The organism is Nocardia sp. NPDC004654 (assembly GCF_040609595.1).
Taxonomy (GTDB): Bacteria; Actinomycetota; Actinomycetes; order Mycobacteriales; family Mycobacteriaceae; genus Nocardia.
The window spans coordinates 206,695-231,911 of the sequence record NZ_JBEXKI010000010.1; the positions used below are offsets into that span (position 1 = coordinate 206,695).

At 69.9% G+C, this 25,217-nt stretch carries 19 protein-coding genes; 8 read left to right on the plus strand and 11 right to left on the minus strand.

Annotation, left to right across the window (positions count from 1 at the left end; all coding sequences use genetic code 11):
* Positions 1-90: 90 nt before the first annotated feature.
* The 4 genes from ABZV58_RS30425 to ABZV58_RS30440 form a co-directional block, all read right to left on the minus strand.
* Complete coding sequence (locus ABZV58_RS30425) at positions 91-255, minus strand: hypothetical protein (protein WP_355003623.1); 165 nt, start codon at positions 253-255, stop codon at positions 91-93.
* Positions 256-417: 162 nt separating this feature from the next.
* Complete coding sequence (locus tag ABZV58_RS30430) at positions 418-1,575, minus strand: Zn-dependent alcohol dehydrogenase (protein WP_355003624.1); 1,158 nt, start codon at positions 1,573-1,575, stop codon at positions 418-420.
* 86 nt (positions 1,576-1,661) lie between these two features.
* Positions 1,662-2,534: a phytanoyl-CoA dioxygenase family protein gene (locus ABZV58_RS30435; protein ID WP_355003625.1), complete on the minus strand. Its 873-nt coding sequence runs from the start codon at positions 2,532-2,534 to the stop codon at positions 1,662-1,664.
* 61 nt (positions 2,535-2,595) lie between these two features.
* Positions 2,596-3,273 carry an MMPL family transporter gene (locus ABZV58_RS30440; protein WP_355003626.1) on the minus strand — a complete coding sequence of 226 codons (678 nt, stop codon included), beginning with the start codon at positions 3,271-3,273 and terminating at the stop codon, positions 2,596-2,598.
* 372 nt (positions 3,274-3,645) lie between these two features.
* Here ABZV58_RS30440 and ABZV58_RS30445 point away from each other — a divergent pair, with 372 nt between their 5' ends.
* Together ABZV58_RS30445 and ABZV58_RS30450 are read left to right on the plus strand one after the other, a co-directional pair.
* On the plus strand, positions 3,646-4,350 hold the full coding sequence (locus tag ABZV58_RS30445; RefSeq protein ID WP_355003731.1) for a transporter: 705 nt from the start codon (positions 3,646-3,648) through the stop codon (positions 4,348-4,350).
* 420 nt (positions 4,351-4,770) lie between these two features.
* Positions 4,771-6,369: an MFS transporter gene (locus ABZV58_RS30450; RefSeq protein WP_355003627.1), complete on the plus strand. Its 1,599-nt coding sequence runs from the start codon at positions 4,771-4,773 to the stop codon at positions 6,367-6,369.
* Between the two features lie 106 nt (positions 6,370-6,475).
* Here ABZV58_RS30450 and ABZV58_RS30455 read toward each other — a convergent pair whose 3' ends face one another.
* A complete protein-coding gene (locus tag ABZV58_RS30455) occupies positions 6,476-7,060 on the minus strand; it encodes a helix-turn-helix domain-containing protein (RefSeq protein WP_355003628.1) in 585 nt (194 codons plus the stop codon).
* Positions 7,061-7,203: 143 nt separating this feature from the next.
* On the opposite strand from ABZV58_RS30455, the gene ABZV58_RS30460 reads away from it, so the two are divergent.
* On the plus strand, positions 7,204-8,253 hold the full coding sequence (locus ABZV58_RS30460; RefSeq protein WP_355003629.1) for a nucleoside hydrolase: 1,050 nt from the start codon (positions 7,204-7,206) through the stop codon (positions 8,251-8,253).
* 43 nt (positions 8,254-8,296) lie between these two features.
* Complete coding sequence (locus ABZV58_RS30465; RefSeq protein WP_355003630.1) at positions 8,297-9,178, plus strand: amidohydrolase family protein; 882 nt, start codon at positions 8,297-8,299, stop codon at positions 9,176-9,178.
* Between the two features lie 38 nt (positions 9,179-9,216).
* On the opposite strand, the gene recD is transcribed toward ABZV58_RS30465, so the two are convergent.
* From recD to recC, 3 genes are all read right to left on the minus strand, one after another.
* Positions 9,217-11,115 (minus strand): exodeoxyribonuclease V subunit alpha, encoded by a 1,899-nt coding sequence (gene recD, locus ABZV58_RS30470; protein WP_355003631.1) that lies wholly within the window; start codon positions 11,113-11,115, stop codon positions 9,217-9,219.
* On the minus strand, positions 11,112-14,519 hold the full coding sequence (locus ABZV58_RS30475) for a UvrD-helicase domain-containing protein (RefSeq protein WP_355003632.1): 3,408 nt from the start codon (positions 14,517-14,519) through the stop codon (positions 11,112-11,114). The genes recD and ABZV58_RS30475 overlap by 4 nt, the downstream gene beginning before the upstream one ends.
* Positions 14,520-14,664: 145 nt before the next feature.
* Positions 14,665-18,102 (minus strand): exodeoxyribonuclease V subunit gamma, encoded by a 3,438-nt coding sequence (gene recC, locus ABZV58_RS30480; protein ID WP_355003633.1) that lies wholly within the window; start codon positions 18,100-18,102, stop codon positions 14,665-14,667.
* 188 nt (positions 18,103-18,290) lie between these two features.
* Between recC and ABZV58_RS30485 the strand changes: the two genes are divergently transcribed.
* Together ABZV58_RS30485 and ABZV58_RS30490 are read left to right on the plus strand one after the other, a co-directional pair.
* Positions 18,291-18,488: a hypothetical protein gene (locus ABZV58_RS30485; protein ID WP_355003634.1), complete on the plus strand. Its 198-nt coding sequence runs from the start codon at positions 18,291-18,293 to the stop codon at positions 18,486-18,488.
* A gap of 126 nt (positions 18,489-18,614) precedes the next feature.
* Positions 18,615-19,481 (plus strand): tat pathway signal sequence, encoded by an 867-nt coding sequence (locus tag ABZV58_RS30490; RefSeq protein ID WP_355003732.1) that lies wholly within the window; start codon positions 18,615-18,617, stop codon positions 19,479-19,481.
* 7 nt (positions 19,482-19,488) lie between these two features.
* Here ABZV58_RS30490 and ABZV58_RS30495 read toward each other — a convergent pair whose 3' ends face one another.
* A complete protein-coding gene (locus tag ABZV58_RS30495) occupies positions 19,489-20,976 on the minus strand; it encodes a cytochrome P450 (protein ID WP_355003635.1) in 1,488 nt (495 codons plus the stop codon).
* Between the two features lie 232 nt (positions 20,977-21,208).
* Here ABZV58_RS30495 and ABZV58_RS30500 point away from each other — a divergent pair, with 232 nt between their 5' ends.
* Both ABZV58_RS30500 and ABZV58_RS30505 read left to right on the plus strand, forming a co-directional pair.
* Positions 21,209-22,642 (plus strand): NAD(P)/FAD-dependent oxidoreductase, encoded by a 1,434-nt coding sequence (locus ABZV58_RS30500; protein ID WP_355003636.1) that lies wholly within the window; start codon positions 21,209-21,211, stop codon positions 22,640-22,642.
* Positions 22,643-22,838: 196 nt separating this feature from the next.
* Positions 22,839-23,612: a hypothetical protein gene (locus tag ABZV58_RS30505; protein ID WP_355003733.1), complete on the plus strand. Its 774-nt coding sequence runs from the start codon at positions 22,839-22,841 to the stop codon at positions 23,610-23,612.
* A 161-nt stretch (positions 23,613-23,773) separates the two neighbouring features.
* Here the strand turns inward: ABZV58_RS30505 and ABZV58_RS30510 are convergent, their stop codons facing one another.
* Positions 23,774-24,478 carry an urease accessory protein UreD gene (locus tag ABZV58_RS30510; RefSeq protein WP_355003637.1) on the minus strand — a complete coding sequence of 235 codons (705 nt, stop codon included), beginning with the start codon at positions 24,476-24,478 and terminating at the stop codon, positions 23,774-23,776.
* Positions 24,468-25,208 (minus strand): urease accessory protein UreG, encoded by a 741-nt coding sequence (ureG, locus tag ABZV58_RS30515; RefSeq protein ID WP_355003638.1) that lies wholly within the window; start codon positions 25,206-25,208, stop codon positions 24,468-24,470. The genes ABZV58_RS30510 and ureG overlap by 11 nt, the downstream gene beginning before the upstream one ends.
* Positions 25,209-25,217: the final 9 nt, after the last annotated feature.

Below are 25,217 nucleotides of genomic sequence, written 5' to 3' on the forward strand. Positions count from 1 at the left end.
CATGACAGCGAGAAGGACCGGCAATTCGCTGTCCATCAACGTTGGTCGATGCGGCGGCAGCGACCGGCGGCTCGGCGAAGTTGGCGTCCATCATGATGCGGATCTGATCAGCACCCAGTCCTCGCTCGCTGGTAACGGTGTCGGGTCGACACAGTCGACGGCGAATTCCTCGAACCGCTCGAGTTCAGATCCGAGCCGCGGAATCGGCATATCCGGGATGTCACCTTGCCCACTCCGAAACAGGTTGTCGAACATGATGGCGCTCCTTCGCATTCCCCCGGTGGTTCGTGGTGGCGCAGCGTCTGCCAGTTTTCGGGCAGGTCGATATCACCGGCTACGAGGAGGTGCACCGTCTTCCTAGGCGAGGTGGTGCACGCTGCACACTCCACTCCCATAGGTGGGTGCTGTTGTAGTCCCTCAGCCTTCGACGGCGTCCTGGCCAGGGAGCAGGAGTTGGCGCAGGGCGTGGCCGGCGGACAGGTCGGCGAGGGCGTCGGCGGCTTCCGACAACGGCCGACGGGCGGAGATCATCGAGGCTAGATCGAGGCGGCCTGCCATCATCTCGTCCACCAGTTCCGGGATGTCTCGGTGCGGGATGGACGAGCCGTAATTGCAGCCGAGGATGCGCTGGTCGGCTTCGGCGAGCGCGAGTGGATCGAAGGTCGCGTATTCGCCTTGGGCGGGAAGGCCGACGATCACGGCCGCGCCGCCGAGCCCGAGTGCGGCGATGGCCTGCTCGGTGGTGCGGATCTTGCCGATCGCGTCGAACACGTAGTCGTAGCCGTCGGGTACGGCCGAACGGAGCGCGGCGACCACGTCGGGCACCGCGGCGGCATCGACGGTGTCGGTCGCTCCGAGCGTGACGGCCAGTTCGAGCTTGTCGGCCACGACGTCGACCGCGACGATGCGGGTTGCTCCCGCGAGTCGCGCACCCTGGATGCACGCCAGACCGACTCCGCCGCAGCCGATCACGGCGACGGTGGACTCCGGACGGACCGCCGCGGTGTTGCGGACCGCACCGACACCGGTAGCGATGGCGCAGCCGATGATCGCGACGTCATCGAGTGGGGCGTCGTCGCGAATCTTGATCGCGCCGGACGCCGGGACCACTACTTCCTCGGCGAACGAGGACACTCCGAGATAGTGGTGGATGGGGCCGGTCGCGTCCGACAAGCGGGTCGTGCCGTCGTAGAGCACCCCGCCGGGCGCGACGATAGTGGCCACCAGCGCGCACTGCGCGGGTCGTCCGGCGCGGCAGGTGCGGCAGTGCCCGCAGCCGGGCACCCACGACAGCACGACGTGGTCGCCGATCTCGAGGTCATCGACCCCATCACCGACCGCGGTCACGATCCCTGATCCTTCGTGCCCCAGGACAACCGGCTGTGGCACCTGCCATGCGCCAGCAGTGACGTGCAGGTCGGAGTGACAGACCCCGGCCGCGACGATCCGGACCTGCACTTCGCCGGGACCCGGGGGCGCCAGATCGACGTCCCTGAGCGTGATCTTGCCGTCGTCGTCGAGGACGACGGCGCGGATGGGAGTCGGCTGGGAGTTGGTGGTGTCGTGAGTAGGCATGTGGTGGTGGTTCCTGATTCGTTGAGCTGTGGTGGGCCTCGCTGGCACTTTTGGCACTGCCATGGCGGCCCGTCGAGCGTGGTGTGTCAGAGGCTCAGGCGATCAGCGATCTCGTGGGCATCGGCTGTCCACAGGCCCGGTGATCCCACGGGGTACTGCGAGCGGAACCCGAGTAGTTTCTGCACCCGCACGGAGAGTCCGCGGACTGTGTCTCGGTCGATCAGCAGCGCGTGTGCCTCCTCTGGAGTCAGAAACGATGTCTGAACGGCGATGCTGACTGCCCGTCGGCACTGGTCGTGGGTCTGGTTCGCGCCGCCCCCGTGCAAGACCTTTCCGGAGAAGTACAACGCGTCACCGGCGCTCATCTCGGCCGCGACGGTTTCCTCAGGATCTCCGCGCATACCGAAGTCGTCGGCCAGATGAGTTCCCGGTAGCACTCGGGTCGCGCCATTGGCGTCGGTGAAATCGGTTAGCGCGACAAGGAGATTGGCGCTTACCTCGGGTGCGTACTTGCCCATGGCGGCGAAGGCGGGATAGTTCTCGTTGTCGCGATGCAGGAACTGGGCCCGGTTGCCGGGGCCGATCTGAATGACCTGCCCGGTCGAGAGCCACCAGTCCCCCAGATGATCGCGGAATGTTCCCTCACCCAGGGCATGCAGGAGATCATCGTCGAGGATCTCGCTGCGAAATGTCGGGCTCTGCGCCACCAGGCCTGTCATGCGTTTGGTGTTGGCGCCGTGGAACTCCTGCATGATCGGATTCCAATGCTGCGATCCCGCCGAAACCTCTCCCAGTGCAGGGTCGAGTTCGGCGTTGAACCGGCGGACCTGATCGGTCGACAAGAATTCGCCGATGATCACCGCCCCGTCCTCGGCCACGATCTGCAGGATTTCCCGCACATCCGTCGACCGCGATACCTTACGCAAGAGCCGTGACTGACTGTCTGCCGTCGATGCCATGGTTTCACCTTCGTCTTGACTGAATGGACTCACCCAGAGCTATGAGGTCGGATGTTGTTGTTCACCACGGAGTTCCGTCTCCGACGCGGATTGCTGGGGTACCCGCGGTTCGCGGCCGCCGGCGTATTGCCACTCTGCTTGCAGCGGCGTGTGTCCACCACGGCGTAGTGCCCACGGATGCACCTGAGACTGGTGCACGTTGCACACCTCGGTCGCCGAGTGTCCGATCGCGCCCCCGATGCCGGCCTGGCTGCTGCAGCGCGGCCGTCCTTCGGCTCGGATTCGGCGCAGCTGGTTCGGGGAGGGTTTCGCCTTCGATATCGACGTGGGGCATCAGGCGTTCGAGTGGAGCAGGTAGCCACCATGCGTGGCGGCCGAGCAGGGCCATGTCTGCCGGGGTGAGTGTCATGCGGACGACGAGTGCGTCGAACAGCACGCCGATGCCCATGGCGAAGCCGATCGGCCCGATCATCGTGTCGTGGCTGAACAGGAATCCGGCGAAGACCGCGATCATGATCACCGCCGCGGGCAATGCGGTGATCTGCTGCACTGCGGCCTCGGCTTGGACGTGGATCCGACCCGTTTCCCCCTCGACGACGGCCACGAACGGCCCGTTCAGCCCAGGGGTATAGGCCGTGGCGAGCAAGTCGTAGGACGTGCGTGACACCGTTCCCGTGGGGTCCTGACCCGCATTCGGCAACCCGAGCCGCAAGTCGGCAACCGGCAGCGCGAGCACCACCAGCGCGGCGATTCCGGCGACGAGGGTGGCGATCGGAGGTGCGGCGACCATCCGGCCCCAACGGTTGGGCCGCTGCGCGCCCTCGATCGCGCGCAGGCCGCGCCTGCGGGCGATCAGCCGGTCACCGGCGAATCCGAGCAGCGCCGGCAGCAGGGTGATCGCCAGTTATCGCACCGCGGTCGGCGAGTCGACCGCCTCGGTGTGTGGTGCTCGTCGCCGCTCATAGGTCAATTCGATGCCACATGGATTCGTGGTGCAATGTGTTGCAGCCGCCGCGACATGTGGTTGCACGTCGCCGTTGTGGGCGTCCCTGCAAGCCCGCCACTGTGGAAGCCGCACGAGATCACGGTCACATTCAAGGAGGCGCGACGAATGCGCGAGGTACTCTTCGCGGCGGCAGACATCTGGATGCTCGCCATCGGACTCATCTGCGGCGTGAAATTCATTCGAGGACATCACAACTATTTGATCGGCCTTGAATGGATCATCATGGGCATGTCGGGAATCAATTTCCTGATCTATGGGTTGACGATGGCCGGTCCCGATTCCCCGATGTTCCACATCGCCTTCTTCCTGGACGCGTTCTCGCGCTCGATCGGGTTCACGCTGATCCTGGTCCTCGGATTGCTGGTCGTCACCCATGGGTACAAGCCGACGGCCAGGCTCGAAGTGGGCGTTTTCGCCCTCGCCGCCATTCTCGGGTTCTTTCTCTCGGAATATGCGCAGGAGATCGGCACGCCTGGGAAGGTGTTCTTCCTGATCACCGCGCTCGCGACCTCCGGCTTCCTGTGCTACTTCGCCTGGAGGCTCTGGGAGATCGGCGCGCGCGCCCACGCCGGGGCTGTGGCCGCCGCTACCGCTTTGAACGTGGCCATCGCCTCGATCTACGACTTCTGGCAGATCCCCGGCGACGACACCAACCACACCCTCTTCTACACCCTCGCACTGTTCACCTGGGGACTGGCGATGCTCGTCGTCTACCGGTCCTACACCGCGTTCGCTGCCCACAACACGCGGGTCGGCGCAGGCATCGACCCCTTCGCCGCGTCACCTGTCCGAGGAGCTGAAGTCGCATGAGCACCACTGCCTGGGCGGCGGTGAAACCACCCAGACCTTGGGCGCATCAAGCCGCTCTGACACACACGACGCGAATCCGCCTCAACCAAGCGCGAAATCCGCCTCTATAACGCCGAGGGCACGAACATGCGACGGACGACCGCCAGGCCGTTCAACTGATTGGACGTCTGGCCCGGAAACTTTGGTGTATTCCTGGTTACATACCGAGAAAAGAAGCTGGTCAAGCCTAACTATCCCCTTCGGATTGCCAACGCACCGAACTGTAGGACTCGGGCGCCACCGCGCGCCACCGAATAATCGCCGTCCACACGGCCCAGCGCTAGCGGGCGTCGACGCGCCCCTGACGGGACCGCGAAAAACCCTTTGCGCTCGACCGGGCGCGGGCGATGAAATGTGAGTTCACCCGTCGTCTGCACAGACATGACGGCTATCGACCTCGGCACGCCGGAAGGAACCCGCACCGTGGACATCGTCGACGAGAGCGTGCACAGCGAGGCACCCGCGTTCGCCGGACGGACCGAGTGGGTGGGCCTTCTGGTGCTCGCGCTCGCCTGCCTCGTCTACGCGATGGACCTGACGGTGCTGCACCTCGCGGTGCCGATGATCAGCGCCGACCTGCATCCGACCAGCTCGCAGCTGCTCTGGATCATCGACGTCTACGGCTTCATGGTGGCCGGTCTGCTGATCACCATGGGCACCCTCGGCGACCGGATCGGCCGGCGCCGCATGTTGATGATCGGCGCGGCGTCGTTCGCGGTGGTCTCCGTGGTCGCGGCGTTCGCGCCCACCGCCGAGGCGCTGATCGTCTGTCGGGCGCTGCTCGGCATCGCGGGAGCCACGCTCGCGCCGTCCACGCTGTCGTTGATCTTCAACATGTTTCGCGATCCGCGGCAGCGTTCGGTGGCGGTGGGCGTGTGGGTCGGCGCGTTCTCGGCGGGCGGCGCGGTCGGGCCGATCTTCGGTGGCGTGCTGCTGGAGAACTTCTGGTGGGGGTCGGTGTTCCTGCTCGCGGTGCCGGTGATGGTGCTGCTGCTTGCGCTCGGCCCGAAGGTGCTTCCCGAGTTCCGCGACCCCGAGGCGGGGCGGCTCGATCCGATCAGCGCCGCGCTGTGCGTGGGCACCATGATCGCGGTGGTGTTCGGCATGAAGAAGATCGCCCAGGACGGCGTCGGCGCGGCGGCGCTCGCGGGCCTGATCGGTGGCGCGGCGCTCGGCGTGCTGTTCGTGCGGCGTCAGCTCACCCGCGCCGACCCGATGTTGGATCTGCGTCTGTTCCGGTTGAGCCGGTTCCGCGTCGCGCTGCTGATCAACATCGTCGGCATCTTCGTCGCGTTCGGTTACTTCCTGTTCGTCGCGCAGTACTTCCAACTGGTGCTCGCGATGTCACCGCTGGCGGCCGGTCTGGCGATGGCGCCCTCGGGTATCGGGTTCATCGTCGGATCGCAGCTGGCGCCGCGGCTGGTTCAACTGGTGCGGCCCGCCTACTTGATCGGCGGCGGACTGGCCGTGGCCGGTGTCGGGCTGCTGATGATGACGCAGCTCAGCGCGTCCGGCGGCTACGGTCTGGCGCTCGCGGCTTCGGTGATCTCCGCGCTGGGATTGGCGCCGGTCTTCGGCATCACCACCGAACTCGTCGTCGGCGCCGCACCGCCCGAGCAGGCGGGCGCCGCCTCGGGCGTCTCCGAAACCGGCGCGGAATTCGGCGGTGCGCTGGGCATTTCGATCCTGGGCAGCATCAGCATCGCGATCTACCGCGGCGACCTGTCGTCCTCGCTACCCGCCGGGCTCTCCGAGGCGGACTCCGGATCCGTCCGCGATACCTTGGGCGCGGCGGTGCACGTGTCGACTCAGGTGCCGACGGCCCTCGGCGAATCCGTGCTCGCGGCGGCGCGCGAAGCATTCCTGCACGGAGTGCACATCACCGCGGGAATCGCCGGTATCGCCGCACTGGCCATCGCGGTGGTGTCGGTCCGCAAGCTGCGCGAGATCCCCGCGGGTCCGTTGACTCACGAGGAGTGACGGCCCCGGCGGCAAGAATTACCCCACGAATGCGGCGCCCGTGGCATCCTTGCGCGGCGTGCAACCACCCGGCTCCCCGTCGAATCCATTTCTCGATCTAGCGGGTTCATATGGCGGTTTCGGGCGCGTCGGCCAGCGCCGCGAGGGCGGTCCACAGGGTGGCGCCGTTCGGTAGCGCGCCGTCGGGGCTGATCAACCAGAGCACCGAAAGACCCTGGGTGAGCGCGAAGTAGAGTTCGCCGATCGCTTCGGCCTGCCGCTCGGTCAAGTGCGGGTGGGTTTCGCGCAGGGTGGTGGCGAGGTCGGCGGTCGCCTGCGGGAGGCTCTCGGACATGAACCGCCGCGATTCCGGCGAGCGGGCCATGCGCAGCAGATTCTCCATGCTGGCCAGCATGCCTTCGCGATTGGCGGCGAACACCGCGGGCAGTCCATCGATCATCGAGGCGAACGCTTCGGACATCGGACGCCCCTCGGTCGCCGCGATCAGCTCACCCATGCTGTCGCCGATGCCGGTGCCGAGGGCTTCGGCCAGCGCCTCGGTGATCAACCGGTCCTTGGAACCGAAGTGGTAGCCGATGGCGGCCAGGCTGACCCCGGCCGCGTTCGCGATGTCGCGGGCGGTGGTCTTGGCGACGCCGCGCTCCATGATCGCCTTGCGGGCTCCGGCCAAAAGGTCTTCACGGTTTCCCATGCGGACCAGGCTACCGCACGTCTCAGACGTATGTTCTAGACGTACGTACAATCAGTACGTTTGCCCGAGCGTCGCGGCGCCCCTCCGGCCATGCGTCAGACACTGGACGAACCGCACCCGGCGGCGTCGATTACTGTCGAATCGTGCGGCAGAAGATGATCGTGGACGTCGATACCGGAATCGACGATTCGCTGGCCCTGCTGTACCTGCTGGCCTCCCCCGAGGCCCAAATCCTCGGTATCGCGGCGACCGCGGGCAATGTGTCCGCCGGCCAGGTCGCCGCCAACAATCTCGCGTGGCTGGATGTATGCCGGGCGCCGGAGATGGAGGTCGCCCTCGGCGCGGCCGAACCGCTCGCCATCCCCTTGCGCACCACCGAGGACACCCACGGCCCGCAGGGCGTCGGCTACGCCGAGCTGCCTGCGACCCGGCGCGCGTGTTCCGACCGCACGGCCGCGCAGATGTGGGTGGCGCTGGCCCGCGAACATCCCGGCGAGATCGTCGGCCTGTGCACCGGTCCGCTCACCAATCTCGCGCTGGCGCTGCGCATCGAACCCGAACTGCCGCGGCTGCTGCGCCGGTTGGTCATCATGGGCGGCGCGTTCAACCATCCGGGCAACACCACGCCGACCAACGAGTGGAACGTGCACGTCGATCCCGAGTCGGCCAAGGAGGTGTTCGACGCCTTCTCCGCCGCCCCGCCGGACCGCCGACCGGTGGTGTGCGCCCTCGACATCACCGAGACCGTCGAGATGTATCCGAAGCACCTGGCGCTGCTCGCCGAGCGCGCGCTCAGCCACCCGGCGGAGACGGTGTCGGAGGACGACGTGCCTGGCACCCGCTCGGCGGCGTCGAATCCCGTTGTGCGCCATGTGTCCGACGCCGTGCGGTTCTATTTCGAGTTCCATCGCGCCTACGACCAGGGCTATCTCGCGCACATGCACGACCCGTTCGCCGCGGCGGTGGCCCTCGACCCGTCCCTGGCCCGCACCAGGCCGGCGACCGTCGACGTCGAGCTGACCGGCACCTTGACGCGGGCGACGACGGTGGCCGACTGGGCGGGCATGTGGGGGCGGGAACCCAACGCGGACATCGTCGTCGGCACCGATCCCGAGCTGTTCTTCGAGCGGCTAATCGCGCGCGTCGGCGATTTCGCGAAGAACCTCTATCCCCCTCGGGAGAGCCGCGCATGACGCGAGCACTGCCCGCTTCACCCCGCCCGACGAAGGACCTTCGGTGATCGACGACGACAACGCTTACCTCGCCGACTTCCGCGCGCGACTCGACCTGCCCGGAATCATCGACGTGCACACCCATTTCATGCCGGAACGGGTGCTGAGCAAGGTCTGGTCGTACTTCGATTCGGTGGGTCCGCTGACCGGCCGCAGCTGGCCGATCGCCTATCGCGAAGACGAGCAGGTGCGGCTGAAGACGCTGCGCGACTTCGGTGTTCGCGCGTTCACGTCGCTGGTGTACCCGCACAAGCCGGAGATGGCCGCGTGGTTGAACGACTGGACCGCCGAATTCGCCGCCCGCACCCCCGAGTGCCTGCACACCGCCACCTTCTATCCCGAGCCCGGCGCGGCGGACTACGTCGGCACCGCGCTCGAACGCGGCGCGCGAGTCTTCAAGGTGCACATTCAGGTCGGCGATTTCCCACCCGGCGACCCGCTGCTGTCGCCGGTCTGGGGACTGCTCGAGGACGCCGGGGTCCCCGCGCTGATCCACTGCGGTTCCGGTCCCGCTCCCGGCCGGTTCACCGGCCCAGAGCCGATCGCCGAACTGCTGCGACGCTTTCCGCGCCTGCGGCTGATCGTCGCGCACATGGGCACCCCCGAGTACGCGCAGTTCCTCGACTTGGCGGAACGGCACGACGGCGTCTACCTCGACACCACGATGGTGTGGACGGATTTCAGCGAGGCGGACGCGCCGTTCCCCGTCGCCGAGTACGGCCGCGTGCGTGAGTACGGTGAGCGCATTCTGTTCGGCAGCGATTTCCCCAACATCCCCTACGGCTACGGCCACGCCATCGAAGCCCTGGAGCGTCTCGACCTCGGTGACGATTGGTTGAGGCAGGTCTGCTATCGCAACGCGGCCGATCTCTTCTCGCTGAGCTGATTCGACGTCACTGCGCAACCTGCTCTGGTGCGTACTATTCAGCGGGTCTCGCGCCGGGAGAGGCCGCTGGCGCGGAGCACCCTGCGGTCCACGGCCGCGCGGATCGCCTCGTCGGTGCCGATGATGCGCACGTGCTTGCGCGCCCTGGTGATCGCGGTGTAGAGCAATTCCCTGGTGAGCAGCGTGGATTCGGGTTCGGGCAGCACGACGGAGACGGTGTCGTACTGACTGCCCTGGCTGCGGTGGATGGTCATGGCGAAAACCGTGACCACCGCGGGGAATTGGGTGGGGTGCACCAGATATGGCTCGCTGCCTCGCTGGAGGGCAGCGCGCAGCGATCCGTCGGGCATGCGGACGATGACGCCGGTGTCGCCGTTGTAGATGCGCGCCTCGTGGTCGTTGGCGGTGACCAGCAGCGGCTGCCCCGGATACCAGGCCGCGTAATGCGTGTCGGGTCCCGCGCCGGAGGCCGCCGCCCAGTCCGCGGCCATCCGGTCCCAGCGCTCCACGCCGAACGGGCCCTGCCGGTGCGCGCACAGCAGCCGGTGCGATTCCAGCGCGAGCAGCGCACCGGCGGCGTCGCCGTCGACGGCGGCGTCGGTGACCGCCCGCGCCGCCCGCACCACGTCCCCGCGCACGGGCGCGGTGTCCTCCGGCGCGCACAACGACAGCTCCGGACCACCCGCGCGCAGCAGTTCCAGCGCCGCGTCGGCGTCGCCCGCGCGCACCGCGACGGCCAGATCGGCGATCCGCCCGCCGAAGCGCCGCCCCCTGGTGAGCCGGACGATGCCACCGCGCAGCCGCGTTCGCTCCAACGGCGTGAGCGCCTCCGCGTCGTGGCCCGGCTCGTGCCCGCCCGCGCCGATGATCTCATCGAGCACCGGATTCGGTTCGCCGGCAACGGGTCCGGCGACCAGATCGGCCAGCACCGCGCCCGCGTCCACCGAGGCGAGCTGGTCGGGGTCGCCCACCAGGACCAGCCGGGTGTCGGGGCGCAACGCGGCGAGCAGGCTGCTCATCATGGTGAGCGACACCATGGAGGTCTCGTCGACCACGATGACGTCGTAGGGCAGGCGGTTGAACTCGTGGTATTTGAACCGGGTGCGGCGTCCGCGCTGCCAGCCGAGCAGGCGGTGCAGCGTGGCGGCCGTCAGCTCGGGCAGGCCCAGGTCGCCCGCCTGTTCGCGGACCGCCTCCTGTAGCCGCGCGGCCGCCTTGCCGGTCGGCGCGGCGAGCGCGATACGCAGCGCGGCCGCCTTGGGATCGGCCCTGCGGTGCGACTCGAGCAGTGCGAGAACGCGGGCGATGGTGTGAGTTTTCCCGGTGCCCGGCCCGCCCGCCACCACGGTGGTCCAGTGCGTGGCGGCCAGCGCGGCGGCGAGGCGCTGGCGGTCGGGTCCTTCGCCCAGCGGACTGTCGAACAGCCGGTCCAGTTCCCGGCGTACGACGGGAACGTCGATCTTGGGATGGGTCCCCGCGCGTTCGGTGAGCACCCGCCGAATGGTCTGTTCCTGCTGGTAATAACGATCGAGGTAGAGCAGCGGGCCGGTGTCGTCGCCACGTTGCGGCGGCACCAGTCGCAGCGGGCACAGCGGACCCGCGGGTCCTCCGCAGACCAGCGGACTGACCTCCAGCGCGGCCGTCACCGCCGCGATGTCCGGCCACGGCAGCGTCGCCGGGTCGACGCCCGCCCCCGCGTCCCAGTCCTCGTCCGCGTCGACGCCGATCTCCCGCATCCGGTTCAGCTCCAGGCACACCGAGCCCGAGCGCACCGCCCGCACGGCCAAGGCCGCCGCGAACAGCACCTCCTCGGACTCCTCCCGCCCCAACCGCCCGAGCCGCAGCGCCACGTGCACGTCCGCAGCCGACAAGACCCCGGCCTCGTTGAAGACCCGCAGCAGCCCGGTCCCGCGCTGCGCCAACTGAATCGACGTCATCGGACCTCCCCCGCGAGCAGATCCGACAGCGCCGTGACCAGCGCGACCGGCGGCGTCCAGTCGAAAACACCTCGGCCGGGCGGTGTCTCGGGTCCGACCATGCCGCGGACGAACAGGTAGCGGCAGCCGCCGAGGTGACGGGACGGGTCGTAGCCGGGCAGCCGCCAGCGCAAGTACCGGTGCAGCGCGACCGAATACAGCAGCGCTTGCAGCGGATAGTGCGAGCGCAGCATCTCGGCGGCCATGCGCTCCCTGGTGTAGTGGTCGACGGTCAGGTCGCCGGTGCCGAGGCGGTTGGTCTTGTAGTCGACGACGACGAAACGCGGTGTGCCGTCGGGATCGGCGACGCGGAGCACGGCGTCGATGCTGCCGGTGAGGTAGCCGCGCAGCTGGATGTCGTCCAGGCCCGCCAGCAGGTCGGCGTAGGACGTCAGGTCGTCGTCGGGCGGCAGGTGCTCGCGCAGCAGATCCGCGATGCCGCGCAGCGTCGCCGCCCGCGCGGACGGGGTGTCGCCACCGGCGAGCGGGAGCTCGAACTCCAGCTCGGCGAGCTGGTCGCGGCGGGAAAGGTCGGCGAGACAACCGAATCCGAGCGGCGTGCGCAACACGGCGAGCAGCGCCGCGCCGAGCACGGCGGGATCGATGTCGGCCATCGATTCCTCAACCGCGGCGCGGCAGCGCGTGTGCACCTCGGTGTCGAGATCCGCCGCGCCGGTGTCGATCTGCTCGAGCACGCCGTGCACCAGGGTGCCGAACTCCGCGCCGTAGGGCAGCGCGTTCATCAGGGAAGGGGCGGCCACGGTGGCCGGTTCGGCGGCGTCCAGGGGCGGCGCGGACGGCTCGTCCTCCGGCCCGCGTTCGTCCTCCGGCTCGGTGTCCGTGGCGATCTCGTGCGCGCCCGCGGTGAGCGCGGAGTAGGAGGTGCGCCGCCAGTGCTGGTCCATGACGCGGTCGAAGCGCGCGGCGGCCAGGTCACCACTGGAGTGTTCGGTGCGCACCCGCCGCGGCTCGACGTCCTCGGCCGGTTCGACCGCGGTCACCGAGATCGCCTCCGGCGCGGCAGCCGCCCATGCCGCCAGCATCGGCACCGCCTGCTGATCGGCGGGCACCGCGGCCCGGCCGGGGACCGCCTCACCGCCGTCGGGACGGCCGAGGGTCATCCGATGCAGCGGCGCCGCGGCAGTGGTGATGGCGGGCGCCCACCAGGCGACGATCTGGCACATGGCGCGGGTCAGCGCGACGTAGAGCAGCCGCAGTTCCTCGCCCGCCTCCTCGGCCTCGCTGCGCAGCTTGCGCTCGGCGTAGCCCACGGCCTCCTGGCCGCCCACATCGAGGACGCGCGCGCCGTCGTCATCGTGGAACAGGAGCGTGGCCGGGTACGGGTTCTTGGCGCTGTCCCACGCGAAGGGCAGGTAGACGATGGGGAATTCGAGGCCCTTGCTGGCGTGCACCGTGGCGATCTGCACGGCCGCCGCGTCGCGGTCGAGCCTGCGAGAGCGGTCGGCGACGGCGCTCGCGGTGGGGTCGCGCACCTGGTCGGCCAGCCAGCGGGTCAGCGCGGTCAAACCGAGACCCTCGGTGAGCGCGACCTGATCCAGCAGCTGAGCGATGTGCCTGAGGTCGGTGAGCTGGCGTTCGCCGTTCTCGATCGCGAGCAGCCGCGGCGCGAGACCTGTTTCGGCGGAAAGTTTTTCGAAGACTGCGGCGAATCCGGCGCGGGCGAACAGCCGGGCCGCCTCGCGCAGCTGCGCGCTCACCCGTCCGACGAGATCGGCTCCGCCGCTGTCGATGTCGGCGGCCGTGCAGCCCAGGATCGGCGTGCACGCGGCCAAACGGACGCGGTCGGAACGGTGCGGCTGTTCCAGCGCGCGCAGCACCCACAGCCACTCGGTGGCGCTCGGCGTGCCGAACACGCTGGTGCCGCCCGCCAGCACCGAGGCGACGCCGACGCGGTCCAGCGCTGCCCGCACCACATCGATCTGGGAGCGCGTGCGCACCAGAACGGCGATGTCGCCCGGCCCGACCGGACGGCGGACGACGCCGTCGATGTCGGTGTCGGGCACCGATTCTCGCACCTGTGCGGCCGAGTCCGCGTTCGCCTTAGGCGCGGGCACGGTCACTCGCACATCGGATTCCAGCAGGCGCACGATGTCGGCGGCGAGGTCGTCGGCGACCTTGGCGCGTTGGCGGCCGACGGACGGGAAGCCGGACTTGTTCAGCGGGCCCGCCCCGGTGCGCGGCAGGCATCGCACCCGCATCGGTGTGACGAGTTCGGCGGGCCCGGACAGGCGCGACCACGGGCGCGTCGCGGCGACCGGGTAGACGGTGATCTCGGGGTGGCCGAGCGCGGCGCCGCCCTGCAGGCGCTCCAGCGCGGCGAGCAGTCCGGCGTCGCTGCGCCAGTTGGTGGTGAGCTCGCTGCGCCGGTCGGCGTGCGCGACGGCGTCCAGGTAGCTGAGCACCTCGGCGCCGCGGAACGCGTAGATGGCCTGCTTGGGATCCCCGACCAGCACGAGCGTGGTCTCGCCGTGGAAGGAGCGGCGCAGAATGTCCCACTGGAGCGGATCGGTGTCCTGGAACTCGTCGACCAGCGCCACGCGGTAGCGATCCCGGATACGGGCGCAGGCGCGCGGACCATGGTCGGGATCGGCGAGCACGTCGTGCAGCAGCACCAGCAGATCGTCGAAATCGCGCAGTCCCGCAAGGCGTTTGCGGCGTTCGGTCTCGGCGCGCACCGCCTCGGCGAAGGCCACCCGCTCCCCCGCGGTCCCGTCGCCGCGCGGCACCAGGCTGGCGTGCCGGTCGCGCACCGCCGCCAGCGCGAGGCTGTGTGCCTCCTTCAGCGAGAACGGCGGCGTGGCGCGGGCGTAGCGGTGCAGGTAGAGGTCGTCGGCAACGGTGCAGGTCAGCTCGTCGACCGATTCGACGAGGCGCGAACCCGGGTCGTGTTCGCCCGCGAGCCCCAGCTCGTCGAGCATGCGCTGGCAGAAGCTGTGGGTGGTGGCGATGGTGCCCGCGTCGAAATCCGAGAGCGCGGTGAGCAGCCTGGCTCGCCTGCGCCGCACTTCCGCGGCGTCGGTGTCCGCCAAGTGCCGGACCAGGTCGTCGGCGTGTGCCGGCGCCGTCTGCGCGTCGGCGAGCGCGGCCGCCACCGCCACGAACCGGTCGCGGGCGCGTTCGCGCAACTCCTGGGTCGCGGCCCGGCTGAAGGTCACCAGCAGCAGCTGTCCGATCTCGACCCCCGCCTCGGCCACGTAACGCACCGCGAGCCCGACGATGGCGTGCGTCTTGCCGGTGCCCGCGCTGGCCTCGAGCACCGTGGTGCCGGTCGGCAGCGGGCCGTACGGGTCGAACGACGCGATCGCCTCCACCGACGGGGCGCGGACCGTGTCCTGAACGGTCATGCGACACACCGCCTTTCGCCCCGCACAGGGATTTCGTCGAACCGGGCGCCGAACAATCGCCCGGAGGAATCGCACCACGTTCGCTCGGGAACGCGCGCAGACACGCCGGGACGGCGTCGGGACCTGCGCGGGGGCGGCGTCGGGATCACGGCTGCCCCTGGCTTTCCGCGCCGAGCAGCGGCGCCCACAGGCGGCGGCCCAGCGCACCGAACCGGGTGCTCTCCCCCGGCTCGCCCGCCGGAGCGGGGGCTTCCATCAAGTGCTCCAGCCGCGGCGCCGAGCCCCACACGTAGCGCAGGTGGCGGTCGGTGTGGTCGCCGAAAGCACCGGGACCGTTGGGGCCGCCGTTGAATTCGCGTTCGGCCGCGGCGAAGGCCTCCTCGGCGGTCGCGCCGCGGAAGCGACGTTCGGCGTAGGCCGCGGTCGCGGCCGGGGCGACGGGCAGCGGCTCGGTCAGACCCGCGTCGCGCAGCTTCACCAGCTCACGCAGGATCGCCACCGCGGCGGGCGCGTCCGGCGCGGTGAGTACGGAACGCCATGCCGGGCGGCCGAATTGGCCGCGCCCGGTGGTGACGGCGCGCCAGGAGCGGTCCTCGGTCGCGGCGAGCGCGAGCAGCGCGACCCACGCGGCGATGCGATGTTTCGGGGCCAAGCGCGAGAAGGTGGTGCGCACCAACGTTTCTCCGCGCACCTCGGGCACGGTGCCGGTGAGCCTACGGCCGTTGCCGAGATCGATGGCGACGTCGACGGCCCTCGCCTGTCCCTCGTAGTCCGGCAGCGAGGCGCGCACCAGCTTGTCCACGGTGTGCTCGATCTCGTCCAGCACCGCGCCGCCGAGCCCGAACGGCGGCAGGGTGCCGCGCCGCCACTCCGCGGCGCGCAGCCCGTTCGGATCGGCGCCGGTGAGCCGCGCGGTCAGCATGCGTTCGCCCAGTTCCCATTTCGCGAGGCCGTCCAGTTCGATGGGCAGGCGGTCGGCGATGTCCTCTTCGTGTTCGGGCACCCGCAGGCCGAGCCGCTGCCACAGGAAGGCGCGCACCGGATGTTCGGCGAAGGAAATCAAGTCGGCGAGCGCTACATCCGACGGTTCCGGCACGGGCAGCGGTTCCGGCAGGAAGACGGGCCGAGGCTGGGGCGTGCGGCCCGCGGCCAGCGCGCCCGCCAGCGCGACCGTGTCGAAGCTGAACGGCCGGTCGCCGTGAAAGTTGCGACGGTCGAAGCCTTGCAGCGGGTGCCGGGTGAGCACGGCGTCCATGCCCGCCGCGCCGACGTGGGCGCGCAGCGCGTCCAGCAGTTCGGCGACCGGGATCGCCGGCGGGCGGTGCGCGCCGCTGACCGGGTCGGCGCCGGTGTGGAACAGCAACAGCTTCTCCCGCGCCGCGAGCACGGCGTCCAGCAGCAGCTGCCGATCCTCGCTGCGCGGATCGCGTTCGCCGAGAAGGGGATCGCGCGCGAGCACGTCGTCACCGTCCACGCCGCCCGCGCGGGGGAACACCTCGTCGTCGAGCCCGAGCAGCACCACCACGCGGTGCGGCACCGACCGCATCGGGACCATGGTGCACACGGTGAGCTCGCCGGTGCGGAAGTTCGCGCGGGTGGGCTGGGCGGCCAGCCTGCTCGACAGCAGCACGGCCACGTCGGCCAGTCGCAGCGGCACCGCGCCCGCGTGTTCGGTGGCCGCGGCGATCTCCCTGCGCGCCTCGGTGCGCACCCAGGCTTGACTGTCGGGGACGTCGGTGAGCAGGTCCAGCGCCCGGCCGAGCACAGCGGCCCACTCGTGCGCCGGACGCGGACCGCGCAGATCGCGCAGGCACACCGCGAGGCGATCGACGAACTCCGCGAACCGACCGGCGAGATCGACGTCGTTGCTGTCCACGTCGTCCAGCGGAAGCGCGAGATCCAGCCAGTCGTCGGCGGATTCGTCGGCGGTGACGCCGAGCAGGATCCGGTCGACCGCGCCGTTCAGCGTGTTCTGGGCGAAATCGGCCAGCCCGAACGCCTGGCGCTGGCGCTGCCCGATCCCCCAGCGAGCACCGGATTCGGCGGCCCAGCCGCGCAGCCGCTCGATCGCGTCGTCGTCGAATCCGCAACGGCGCCGGACGGTTTCGGACGCGGCGAGATCGAGCACCTGGGTGACGGTGACGCGCCCGTCGGCCAGCTCCAGCAGCACGCCGATCACCGCGAGCAGCGGATTGGTCACGCCGCGGCCGCGGTCGGCCAGTCGCACCCGCAGCGAGTGCGCGGGATGGGCTGCGTCGGTGCTGGTTTCGCCGGAACCCGCGCGCGAGCCGAACGCGGCGCGCACCAGCGGCGCGTACGCCTCCACCTCCGGGCACATGATCAGCACGTCGCGCGGTTCCAGCGTGGGATCGGCCGCGAACAGGCCGAGCAGGCATTCGCGCAGGACCTCGACCTGCCTGGACGGCCCGTGGCAAGCGTGCACCCGCACGCTGTCGTCGGCGGGGACGAGTTCGGTCGGCGGCCACACGTCGTCGCGGATGCCCGCCTGCAACGCGGCGAGCAGCGAGGTCGGCGACTGCCGGACACCACGCTCCCCCGGTGCCGAGATCGCAGCCCGCACCACGTCGTTCGTGCGATCGGCCGCGATCCGCGATTCCGCTCCGGCGACATTCGCGTCATACAGCGAAAGGTGCGTATCCGACCCGGCCGCCGCGGGTCCGGACAATCGCTGCTGCAACTCGCGCACATCCCGCGCCAGCCCGGCGAGCAGCGGATGACGCACCGACCGCCCGGACGCGTCGGCCGCGCGGGACGCCGCGGGCGACAGCCGCGCGATCGCCGACCACATCACCGGGCTCGGATGCGCCAGCCACAAGTGCACGTCCCTGGTGTGCCCGAGCGCCGCGAGAACCGCCAGCTGATCGGCGGGCAACCGGGTCACCCCGAACAGCGAAAGTCGTTGCGGCAGTGCGACGAGTTCGGGTTCGGCGCGCAGCCTGGCGCAGGCCGCGTCCAATCGCTCGGCGGGACTCGGCAGGCCGATCTCGGCGCGCAACCGCCGCCACAGCGTGGGCTGCCACAGCAGATCGTCGGGGACCGGACGGCCCGCGCCATCGGTGTCGGCGCCCGCCGCCCACTCGGCGATCAGCGCCGGTCGCTGGGCGCCGTAACTGTCGAACAGCGCGGCCAGATGCGCCGCGGTGGCGTAACGCCTGCCGATCCGGTGGTCGCGACCGGACGGGTCGGCGCCGCCGAGGTGGCGGGCGAGCACCGCGCACCACGGTTCGCCGAGCGCGGCGTCGATCACCCGCAGCAGCGTCCATACGGTGCGCTGCGGCGACCACGGATCGTCGTCCTGGGCCACACCGGCACTCGCCGCGAGCGCCTCGGCGACCAGCGCCGCCGGGGTCGGGAACCGGATATTCGCCGCGACACCGTCGCTGCCGCCCGCCGAGACGCCGAGCACCGCGGACAGCCGCTGAGTGAGCCAGCGCTCCACACCCTTGGCGGGCACCGCGACGACTTCCGCCGCGAACGGATCCGGCTGCGGCGTCGCCAACAGTTCGGCCAGCGCGTCCGCCAGGGCGTCGGCGCGCTCGGCCCGGTGGATGTGCAGCGGCATTGCACGTTTATACGCCAGCGACCGTCGCGCAACCGCGCCGCCCCGTCCGTCGACGAGTGAATTGAGCCACACGCGAACGGAATCCTCGGCCGTGTCACGCCGAACCCGTCGGACCCGTGTGCCAGAGTGCTGGTCCGGGGAGGAACGGGAGAGCTGCATCGAAAGGCTGGTTCGCGTTCATGGATGCGATGGTGATTCCCCTATTGCCGAGAGGCGGCTTCACGGTCCGCCGGATCGGTGACCGATGGGAACTCGTCAACTCACGCCACTACGGCCGCACCGTCGTCCTGCACACCTGGCCGCGCGACCGCCACACCGAGGCGTTCGAGCACTGCTATCGGCTCAACGGACGCACCGTCGAGGAACTGCGCGCCGCCTTCACCTGAATCGCGGCGCGACGAAACTCGCTGCGGTACAAGCGCGCAACGGTCGCCTTAACACACCTTCCTGCCGAGCTCAAGACGTGCGTCAGCGGCGCGGATGTGCGATCGTGGTCCCTCGTGCGTTACCCCATGGCCGCCACCCGGACAGTTCCCCGCGTGGCCGCATCCGCCTGTGTCCTGGCCGCCGCGGCGATCTTGATCCCGAGTGCGCCCGCCCTGCTCCCCGGTACCGCCGCGCCGCGCGCCTCCGCCGCGTGCCTGGCCGGCTTCGATTGCGACATGAGCAGTCGCATCGCCGCGGTCGACGCCTACCTGAAGACGCGCCCCGGCGTCACGGGCTACGTCGTGCGCGACCGGGTGACCGGCGGGGTGTACGCGAACGAGCACGCCGAGAATTCCGTGTGGACGGCCTCCACCATCAAGCTCGCGATCGCCGCGGATCTGCTGAATCGCGCCCGCGTCGGCGCCATCGCGCTCTCGCCGGAAGACCGCAATCTGCTGGAGGCCATGCTCGCCACCTCCAACGACGCCGCCGCCGACCTGCTCTGGAACAAGTACGCCGGCTTCGACCGGATGGCGTACAACAACGCCTTCCGCGCCAACGGCATGGTCTCGCTCGTCCCGCAGCCCACCAGCACCGCGCTCTTCCCCGACTGGTCGTTCCAGAAGTGCACCGCCGCCGACCTGGACCGGCTGATGGATCACGTGCTCACCGGGATGCACCCCGACGACCGCAACTACCTGCTCGACCGGATGCGCTCGGTCGACTACAACCAGCACTGGGGCGTCTGGGGCGCGGGCGCCCGCATGCGGCCGGGACTCAAGAACGGCTGGTCGGCCGAGCAGGGCGGCTGGGTGGTCAACTCGGTCGGCTTCGCCGGCCCCGACGAGCGGTACACGCTGGCGATCATGAGCTCGCTCGGCGACGCGGGCGGTTACACCGAGGGAGCCGAGACCGACACCAAGGTCGCGGAAATGCTGCTCGCCGGTCGCTGACCAGCGGTCACGCGCGGCGGCGCAGCACCATGGGGGCGCCGTCGCGCGGGAACGGAATCGTGGTGAACCCCCACGGTATTCGATAGTCGCCGGGGATCTCCCACTCGTATTCGCGCACCATCGCCGAGATCAGGGTCTTCACCTCGAAGGTGCCGAAGTGCATGCCGATGCACTTGTGCGCGCCCGCGCCGAAGGGCAGCCACGCCAGCCGGTGCGAGTGGTCCTCGCGGCGCGGTTCGGCGAAGCGCAGCGGATCGAACACCTCGGGCCTTGTCCACAGCTCGGGCAGCAGGTGGTTGACCTGATAGGCCAGGTCGACCGCGGTGCCCGCGGGAATGTAGTGGCCGAGGATCTCGGTGTCGCGCACGGCGCGGCGCACCAGACCCGGCACCGGCGGCATCAACCGCAGCGACTCCTTGACCACGAGGTCCAGATCGTGCAGGCGGTCCAGGTCCGCGATGGTCGTTGCGGCGTCGCCGGTTTCGGCGTCCGCCGCGAGCACCTCCGCGCGTACCCTGCGCTGCCATTCCGGATGTTTGCCCAGGTAGTAGGCGACCGCGGTGGCGGTGGTCGTCGTGGTGTCGTGGGCGGCCATGATCAGGAAGATCATGTGGTTCACCACGTCGGCGTCGGAGAACACCGCGCCGTCCTCGCTGCGGGCGTGGCACAGGCCGGAGAAGAAGTCCGGGTCCTGCGAGCGCCGTTTGGCGGGCAGCATCTCGGTGAAGTACTGCTCGAGCACGCGCCTGCCACGCAGGCCCGCGCGCCAGTGCCCGCCGGGAACCGGGTGGCGCACGATCGACAGACCGGCGTGCGTGCAGTCGACGAAGGCGTCGATGAGGTCGCGCCGCCGCGCGCCGACGTCGACCGCCATGAAGGTCTCCCCCGCGATCTCGAGCGTCAACTCTTTGACGGTCGGGTAGAGCCGCACGGTGGTCCGGTCCCGGCCGGGCGGCACCCAGCGCGCCACCGCCGCCCGCGCTATCGGTGTCAGGGTCGCCAGATGCGCGGCGAGGCGTTCCCTGGTGAAGGCCTGCTGCATGATCCTGCGGTGGTACATGTGCTCGTCGAATTCGAGCAGCAGCAGCCCGCGCCGGAAGAACGGGCCGATGAAGTAGTCCCAGCCCTGGCCGAAATCGCGGCGGCGGCTGCCGAGGACCTCGTCGATCGCCTCCGGTCCGGACACCAGCACCCGGTCGATGCCGAGCGAGGTGTTCAACGCCACCGGTCCGTAGCGGCGGTGGCGGTCCACCATCTCGGCGGGCCCCCACCGCATGTAGTGCAACGCGCGGCCGAGATAAGGCAGCCCGATATCGCCGTGCACCGGAACGGTCGTGCTGCCGCGCGGCGGGGCGGCCAGCACCCGGTGGCGTTCGGGCAGCCTGCGCAGCACGCGATCGATGACGCTCGCCTGGGGAATGTCGATGAGATCCGCGTTCTCCGATGCGGCGCGCACGCTGCGCTTTCGGACGGCGACCCGGTCTTCTGCGACCATCGCACACCTCCCTGAACGACAGCATTCATCGTATTCTCTTCTTCGCAGTCGTTCAGGCGGATCGGGCGCCGTGACCTTCACTTCCGCGGCCCGCCGACGGTGAGGCTTCACCGCACCACACGCCCGGATCGGGGATCTCGTCGTGACGGTCCAGGGCGGGCCGACTACGGTTGAACGTTGTCGGTAACCGTTCGCGGGGGAACGAGCCCCCCGATTGTCGAGGAGCAGGACGATGAGCACTCAGTCTGTCGAGAACCGTCGTCACAAGGTCGTGGTGATCGGCTCGGGCTTCGGCGGCCTGTTCGGCACCAAGCACCTCAAGCGCGCCGACGTGGACATCACCCTGATCTCCAAGACCTCCACGCACCTGTTCCAGCCGCTGCTCTACCAGGTCGCCACCGGCATCCTCTCGGTCGGCGAGATCGCGCCCGCGACCCGGCTCGTGCTCAGAAAGCAGCGCAACGCCCAGGTGCTGCTCGGCGACGTGATCGACATCGACCTAGCGGAGAAGACGGTCACCTCGCGGTTGCTGAACCAGAACACGGTCACGCCGTTCGACAGCCTGATCGTCGCCACCGGCGCGCAGCAGTCGTACTTCGGCAACGACCAGTTCGCCACCTACGCCCCCGGCATGAAGACCATCGATGACGCGCTGGAACTGCGCGGCCGCATCCTCGGCGCGTTCGAGGGCGCGGAACTGGCGACCACCCAGGAACTGCGCGACCGGCTGCTGACCTTCGTCGTCATCGGCGCCGGACCGACGGGCGTCGAATTGGCCGGGCAGATCGCCGAACTCGCCGACCGCACGCTCGAGGGCACCTTCCACAACATCGATCCGCGCGACGCGCGGGTCATCCTGATCGAGGGCGCGGGCGCGGTGCTCGGCCCGATGGGCCCGAAGCTGGGCGGCAAGGCCAAGCGCAGGCTCGAGAACATGGGTGTGGAGATCCAGCTCAACGCCATGGTCACCGACATCGACGCGCACGGCGTCACGGTGAAAGACGCCGACGGCACGATCCGCCGGATCGAATCCGCGTGCAAGGTCTGGTCGGCGGGCGTGCAGGCGAGCCCGCTGGGCAAGATGCTCGCCGAACGCTCCGAGGGCACCGAGGTGGACCGGGCCGGGCGCGTCGTCGTCGAACCCGATCTCACCATCAAGGGCCACCCCAACGTTTTCGTGGTCGGCGACCTGATGGCCGTGCCCGGCGTGCCGGGTCAGGCGCAGGGCGCGATCCAGGGCGCGACCTACGCCGCCAAACAGATCAAGGCCGGGCTCAAGGGCCAGGCGCCCGCGGAACGCAAGCCGTTCAAGTACTTCAACAAGGGCAGCATGGCCACCGTGTCGCGGTTCAGCGCCGTCTGCCAGGTCGGCAAGCTGGAGTTCGGCGGCTTCATCGCGTGGCTGGCCTGGCTCGCGCTGCACCTGTACTACCTGGTCGGCTATCGCAGCCGGATCATCACGGTGATCCAGTGGTTCGTCACCTTCCTCGGACGCACCCGCGGCCAGATGGCCGCCACCGAGCAGTGGGTGTTCGCGCGGCTCGCCTTGGAACAGGTCAACGAGGATCAGGAAGAGGCCGACGAACTCGCGGCCGCGCTCGGCGCGCCGCCCGCGAGCAACGGTCGCGCGCCGGGCAAAGCGGCGACAGACCGCGCGGTCTCCTAACTTTCCCGGAGTTCCTGTCCAGCGGGGATGACATCTCCCCGCCATTCGATCAGCGGTCGAATGGCGGGGTTTTCGCGTGTCCAGCAATCATCAAGCAACGCCAACTCGCCTGTCGTGTGCGCGTTTCCACCAATCCGTGCGGCCCGCGGGTCCGAATGTGGAACGTCGAGCATGTCAGCTACGAAGAAAGGTGAGTATGGCCACAGGCAAGCACAGAGCTCCCAACCCGCAGCGGCAGAAGGTGGGCTCGATGGTCGCGGCGGGTGCTGTCCCCCTGGTGTTGGCGCTCGTCGGCACCGGAACCGCCAATGCCGCGCCCGCGGAGGCGAATCCGGTCACCCAGCCCGATCAGCCGGCGCAGTGGCCCGCGGCCGACGCGCCCAACACCATTCCGTACGAGGGTCTCGATATTCCCGACAACACCCTCAGTTCGCTGCAGTGGTCGCGGCCCGCGCCGGATCGAAGCTACCTCGCGCCGGTCGGTGTGCTGCACGCGCCGGTCCCGGTGGCACCGGTTCCGCCGATCGCACCGCCGCCGGGTCAGTTCCGCTTCGGTGACGTCACGGTTCCCACACCCGACTGGATCAACACCGAACAGGCGATCCAGATCAACGACAACTCCGCCATGGTCGAGGCGAATCTCGCGACGTTCCTCGACTCGATCGGCATGGAGCGCAGCCGGTCCGACCGCATCGCCAGTCAGACCGTCGGCACCGCGGCCATGGGCGCGGTGGCGGGTGCCGGCGCGGCGGTGCCGTTGGCGCTCACCTCGGCGATGACCGGCGCAGCGGTCGGTCTGGTGGCCGGTCTCGCGTTGATGCCGGTCGGCCTCGTCGCGGGTCCGGCGCTCGGTGCGGCGGTCGGCGCCGCGGCGATCACCATTCCGGCAGCCGCCCTCGGCGCGGCCGCCGGTGCCGCTGTCGGCGCGGTCTCCGCCTTCAACGCCCCTTCGCGGGTCGTCGGCGACTGAACGCGCGGAAGGCGCTTCCGGCCACCACGAAAGGTTTGCCGGAAGTCAGAGCACAGGGCGGGGTTTCGACATCAGGTCGGAGCCCCGCCCTTTCGATTTCGCAAGCGACCGGGTCCTCAGGCACTGAAGAGCACTGCGGCTTCTCGCGTTACGCGAGAGGGTCACGCGGTGGCGGGCGCCGAAACCGCCGCGTCGCTCAGGGTTCGCGGGCTCGTCGTGGCGCTCAGCCGCGCGCCCACCGCCGTGAACAGGCTTCCGCCCGCCGCGAGCGGCAGGCGCGTCGCATGGAGTCCGAAGGTTTCGACCGGCCGATCATCGGGGTAGACGAGTTCGCTGTCCAGGGCGCGCGAAGCCGAGAGGGCATCGTCTGTGGCGGCGGCGCAGCCGAGTTCGAGACGGTGGCGCAGCAGCGGAAGGCCGTCCAGGTCGGCGATCAGGTCGCCGCGCCAGGCACCTCGGTCCTCCCCGGCACGTCCGATCTGCACCCGTTCGCGTAACCGGAGACGGGCGTCGGCCGCGAGCCGAACGGTGGTGACCGCCCGGTGGTCCGCGCCGCCCGCCACGATGAGCGGTTCCGTCTCGACGTCCAGCTCGCCGCCTTCGGCGACTTCGAAAAGCCAGCGCGCGCACGAGATTCGGGTCGTGGCGGCGGGCAGCGCGATGGTCGCCGCGACCGAGCGCACGGCGAGCCGGGCTCCCTGGCCCACCGTGACCGAGATGTGCAGTTCGTCGCCGCCCAGCGGGGTGGCGGCGGTGCCGACCAGGTGCACGGTATGCGGACCGGTTCGGCGCGCGGCGAGTCCGCCGGACGCGTGGATTTCCGGGAGCGCGTCCGTCGTCGCGACGATCCTGAGGTCAGTGCGCAACGGTCGCCGCGTCTCCCGCGCCGCGGTCCGGTTCCCTCGGCGCGGCATCGTGTCGCGCGGCTGCGGCGAGTTGTTCGCGCACCCAGGCCAGCACCGGGGTCGCGGCCGGGTCCTCCGTCAGCGAGAGCAGTGCGGTCGGCCTGCCCTCGCGCACCTTCGCCGCGTCGCGCTCCATCACGCCGAGGTCCGCGCCGACCAGCGGGGCGAGGTCGGTCTTGTTGACCACCAACAGATCCGAGAAGGTGACGCCGGGGCCGCCCTTGCGCGGCACCTTGTCGCCGCCCGCCACGTCGACGACGAAGATCTGCACGTCGATCAGGCCGGAGGAGAACGTCGCCGTGAGGTTGTCGCCGCCGGATTCCACCAGGATCAGATCCAGCGGCGGGTTGGCCGCGATCAGGTCGTCGATGGCGTCCAGGTTGGCGGTGATGTCGTCGCGGATGGCGGTGTGCGGGCAGCCGCCGGTCTGCACGGCGGTGATGCGCTCGTCCGGCAGCACCGCGTGGCGGCGCAGGAAGTCCGCGTCCTCGGTGGTGTAGATGTCGTTGGTCAGCACGGCGAGCGACAGTTCCCCGCGCAGCTGCCTGCACAGCGCCGCGACCAGCGCCGTCTTGCCCGAGCCGACCGGGCCGCCGATCCCGATGCGCAGCGGCTCCCCCGCCGTCCGCGCCCGCTTCGGCCGGTCGTGCGAATGATGGTGCGGTTCACCGTCGATCAGGTGCGGTGGCATGCGGCATCT

Excerpts from the sequence above, each read along its gene's own strand:
- ABZV58_RS30425 (WP_355003623.1), bottom strand. The coding sequence starts at position 255 with ATGTTCGACAACCTGTTTCGGAGTGGGCAAGGTGACATCCCGGATATG.
- ABZV58_RS30430 (WP_355003624.1), bottom strand. The coding sequence starts at position 1,575 with ATGCCTACTCACGACACCACCAACTCCCAGCCGACTCCCATCCGCGCC.
- ABZV58_RS30435 (WP_355003625.1), bottom strand. The coding sequence starts at position 2,534 with ATGGCATCGACGGCAGACAGTCAGTCACGGCTCTTGCGTAAGGTATCG.
- ABZV58_RS30445 (WP_355003731.1), top strand. The coding sequence starts at position 3,646 with ATGCGCGAGGTACTCTTCGCGGCGGCAGACATCTGGATGCTCGCCATC.
- ABZV58_RS30450 (WP_355003627.1), top strand. The coding sequence starts at position 4,771 with ATGACGGCTATCGACCTCGGCACGCCGGAAGGAACCCGCACCGTGGAC.
- ABZV58_RS30455 (WP_355003628.1), bottom strand. The coding sequence starts at position 7,060 with ATGGGAAACCGTGAAGACCTTTTGGCCGGAGCCCGCAAGGCGATCATG.
- recD (WP_355003631.1), bottom strand. The coding sequence starts at position 11,115 with ATGACGTCGATTCAGTTGGCGCAGCGCGGGACCGGGCTGCTGCGGGTC.
- ABZV58_RS30475 (WP_355003632.1), bottom strand. The coding sequence starts at position 14,519 with ATGACCGTTCAGGACACGGTCCGCGCCCCGTCGGTGGAGGCGATCGCG.
- recC (WP_355003633.1), bottom strand. The coding sequence starts at position 18,102 with ATGCCGCTGCACATCCACCGGGCCGAGCGCGCCGACGCCCTGGCGGAC.
- ABZV58_RS30485 (WP_355003634.1), top strand. The coding sequence starts at position 18,291 with ATGGTGATTCCCCTATTGCCGAGAGGCGGCTTCACGGTCCGCCGGATC.
- ABZV58_RS30490 (WP_355003732.1), top strand. The coding sequence starts at position 18,615 with ATGGCCGCCACCCGGACAGTTCCCCGCGTGGCCGCATCCGCCTGTGTC.
- ABZV58_RS30495 (WP_355003635.1), bottom strand. The coding sequence starts at position 20,976 with ATGGTCGCAGAAGACCGGGTCGCCGTCCGAAAGCGCAGCGTGCGCGCC.
- ABZV58_RS30500 (WP_355003636.1), top strand. The coding sequence starts at position 21,209 with ATGAGCACTCAGTCTGTCGAGAACCGTCGTCACAAGGTCGTGGTGATC.
- ABZV58_RS30505 (WP_355003733.1), top strand. The coding sequence starts at position 22,839 with ATGGCCACAGGCAAGCACAGAGCTCCCAACCCGCAGCGGCAGAAGGTG.
- ureG (WP_355003638.1), bottom strand. The coding sequence starts at position 25,208 with ATGCCACCGCACCTGATCGACGGTGAACCGCACCATCATTCGCACGAC.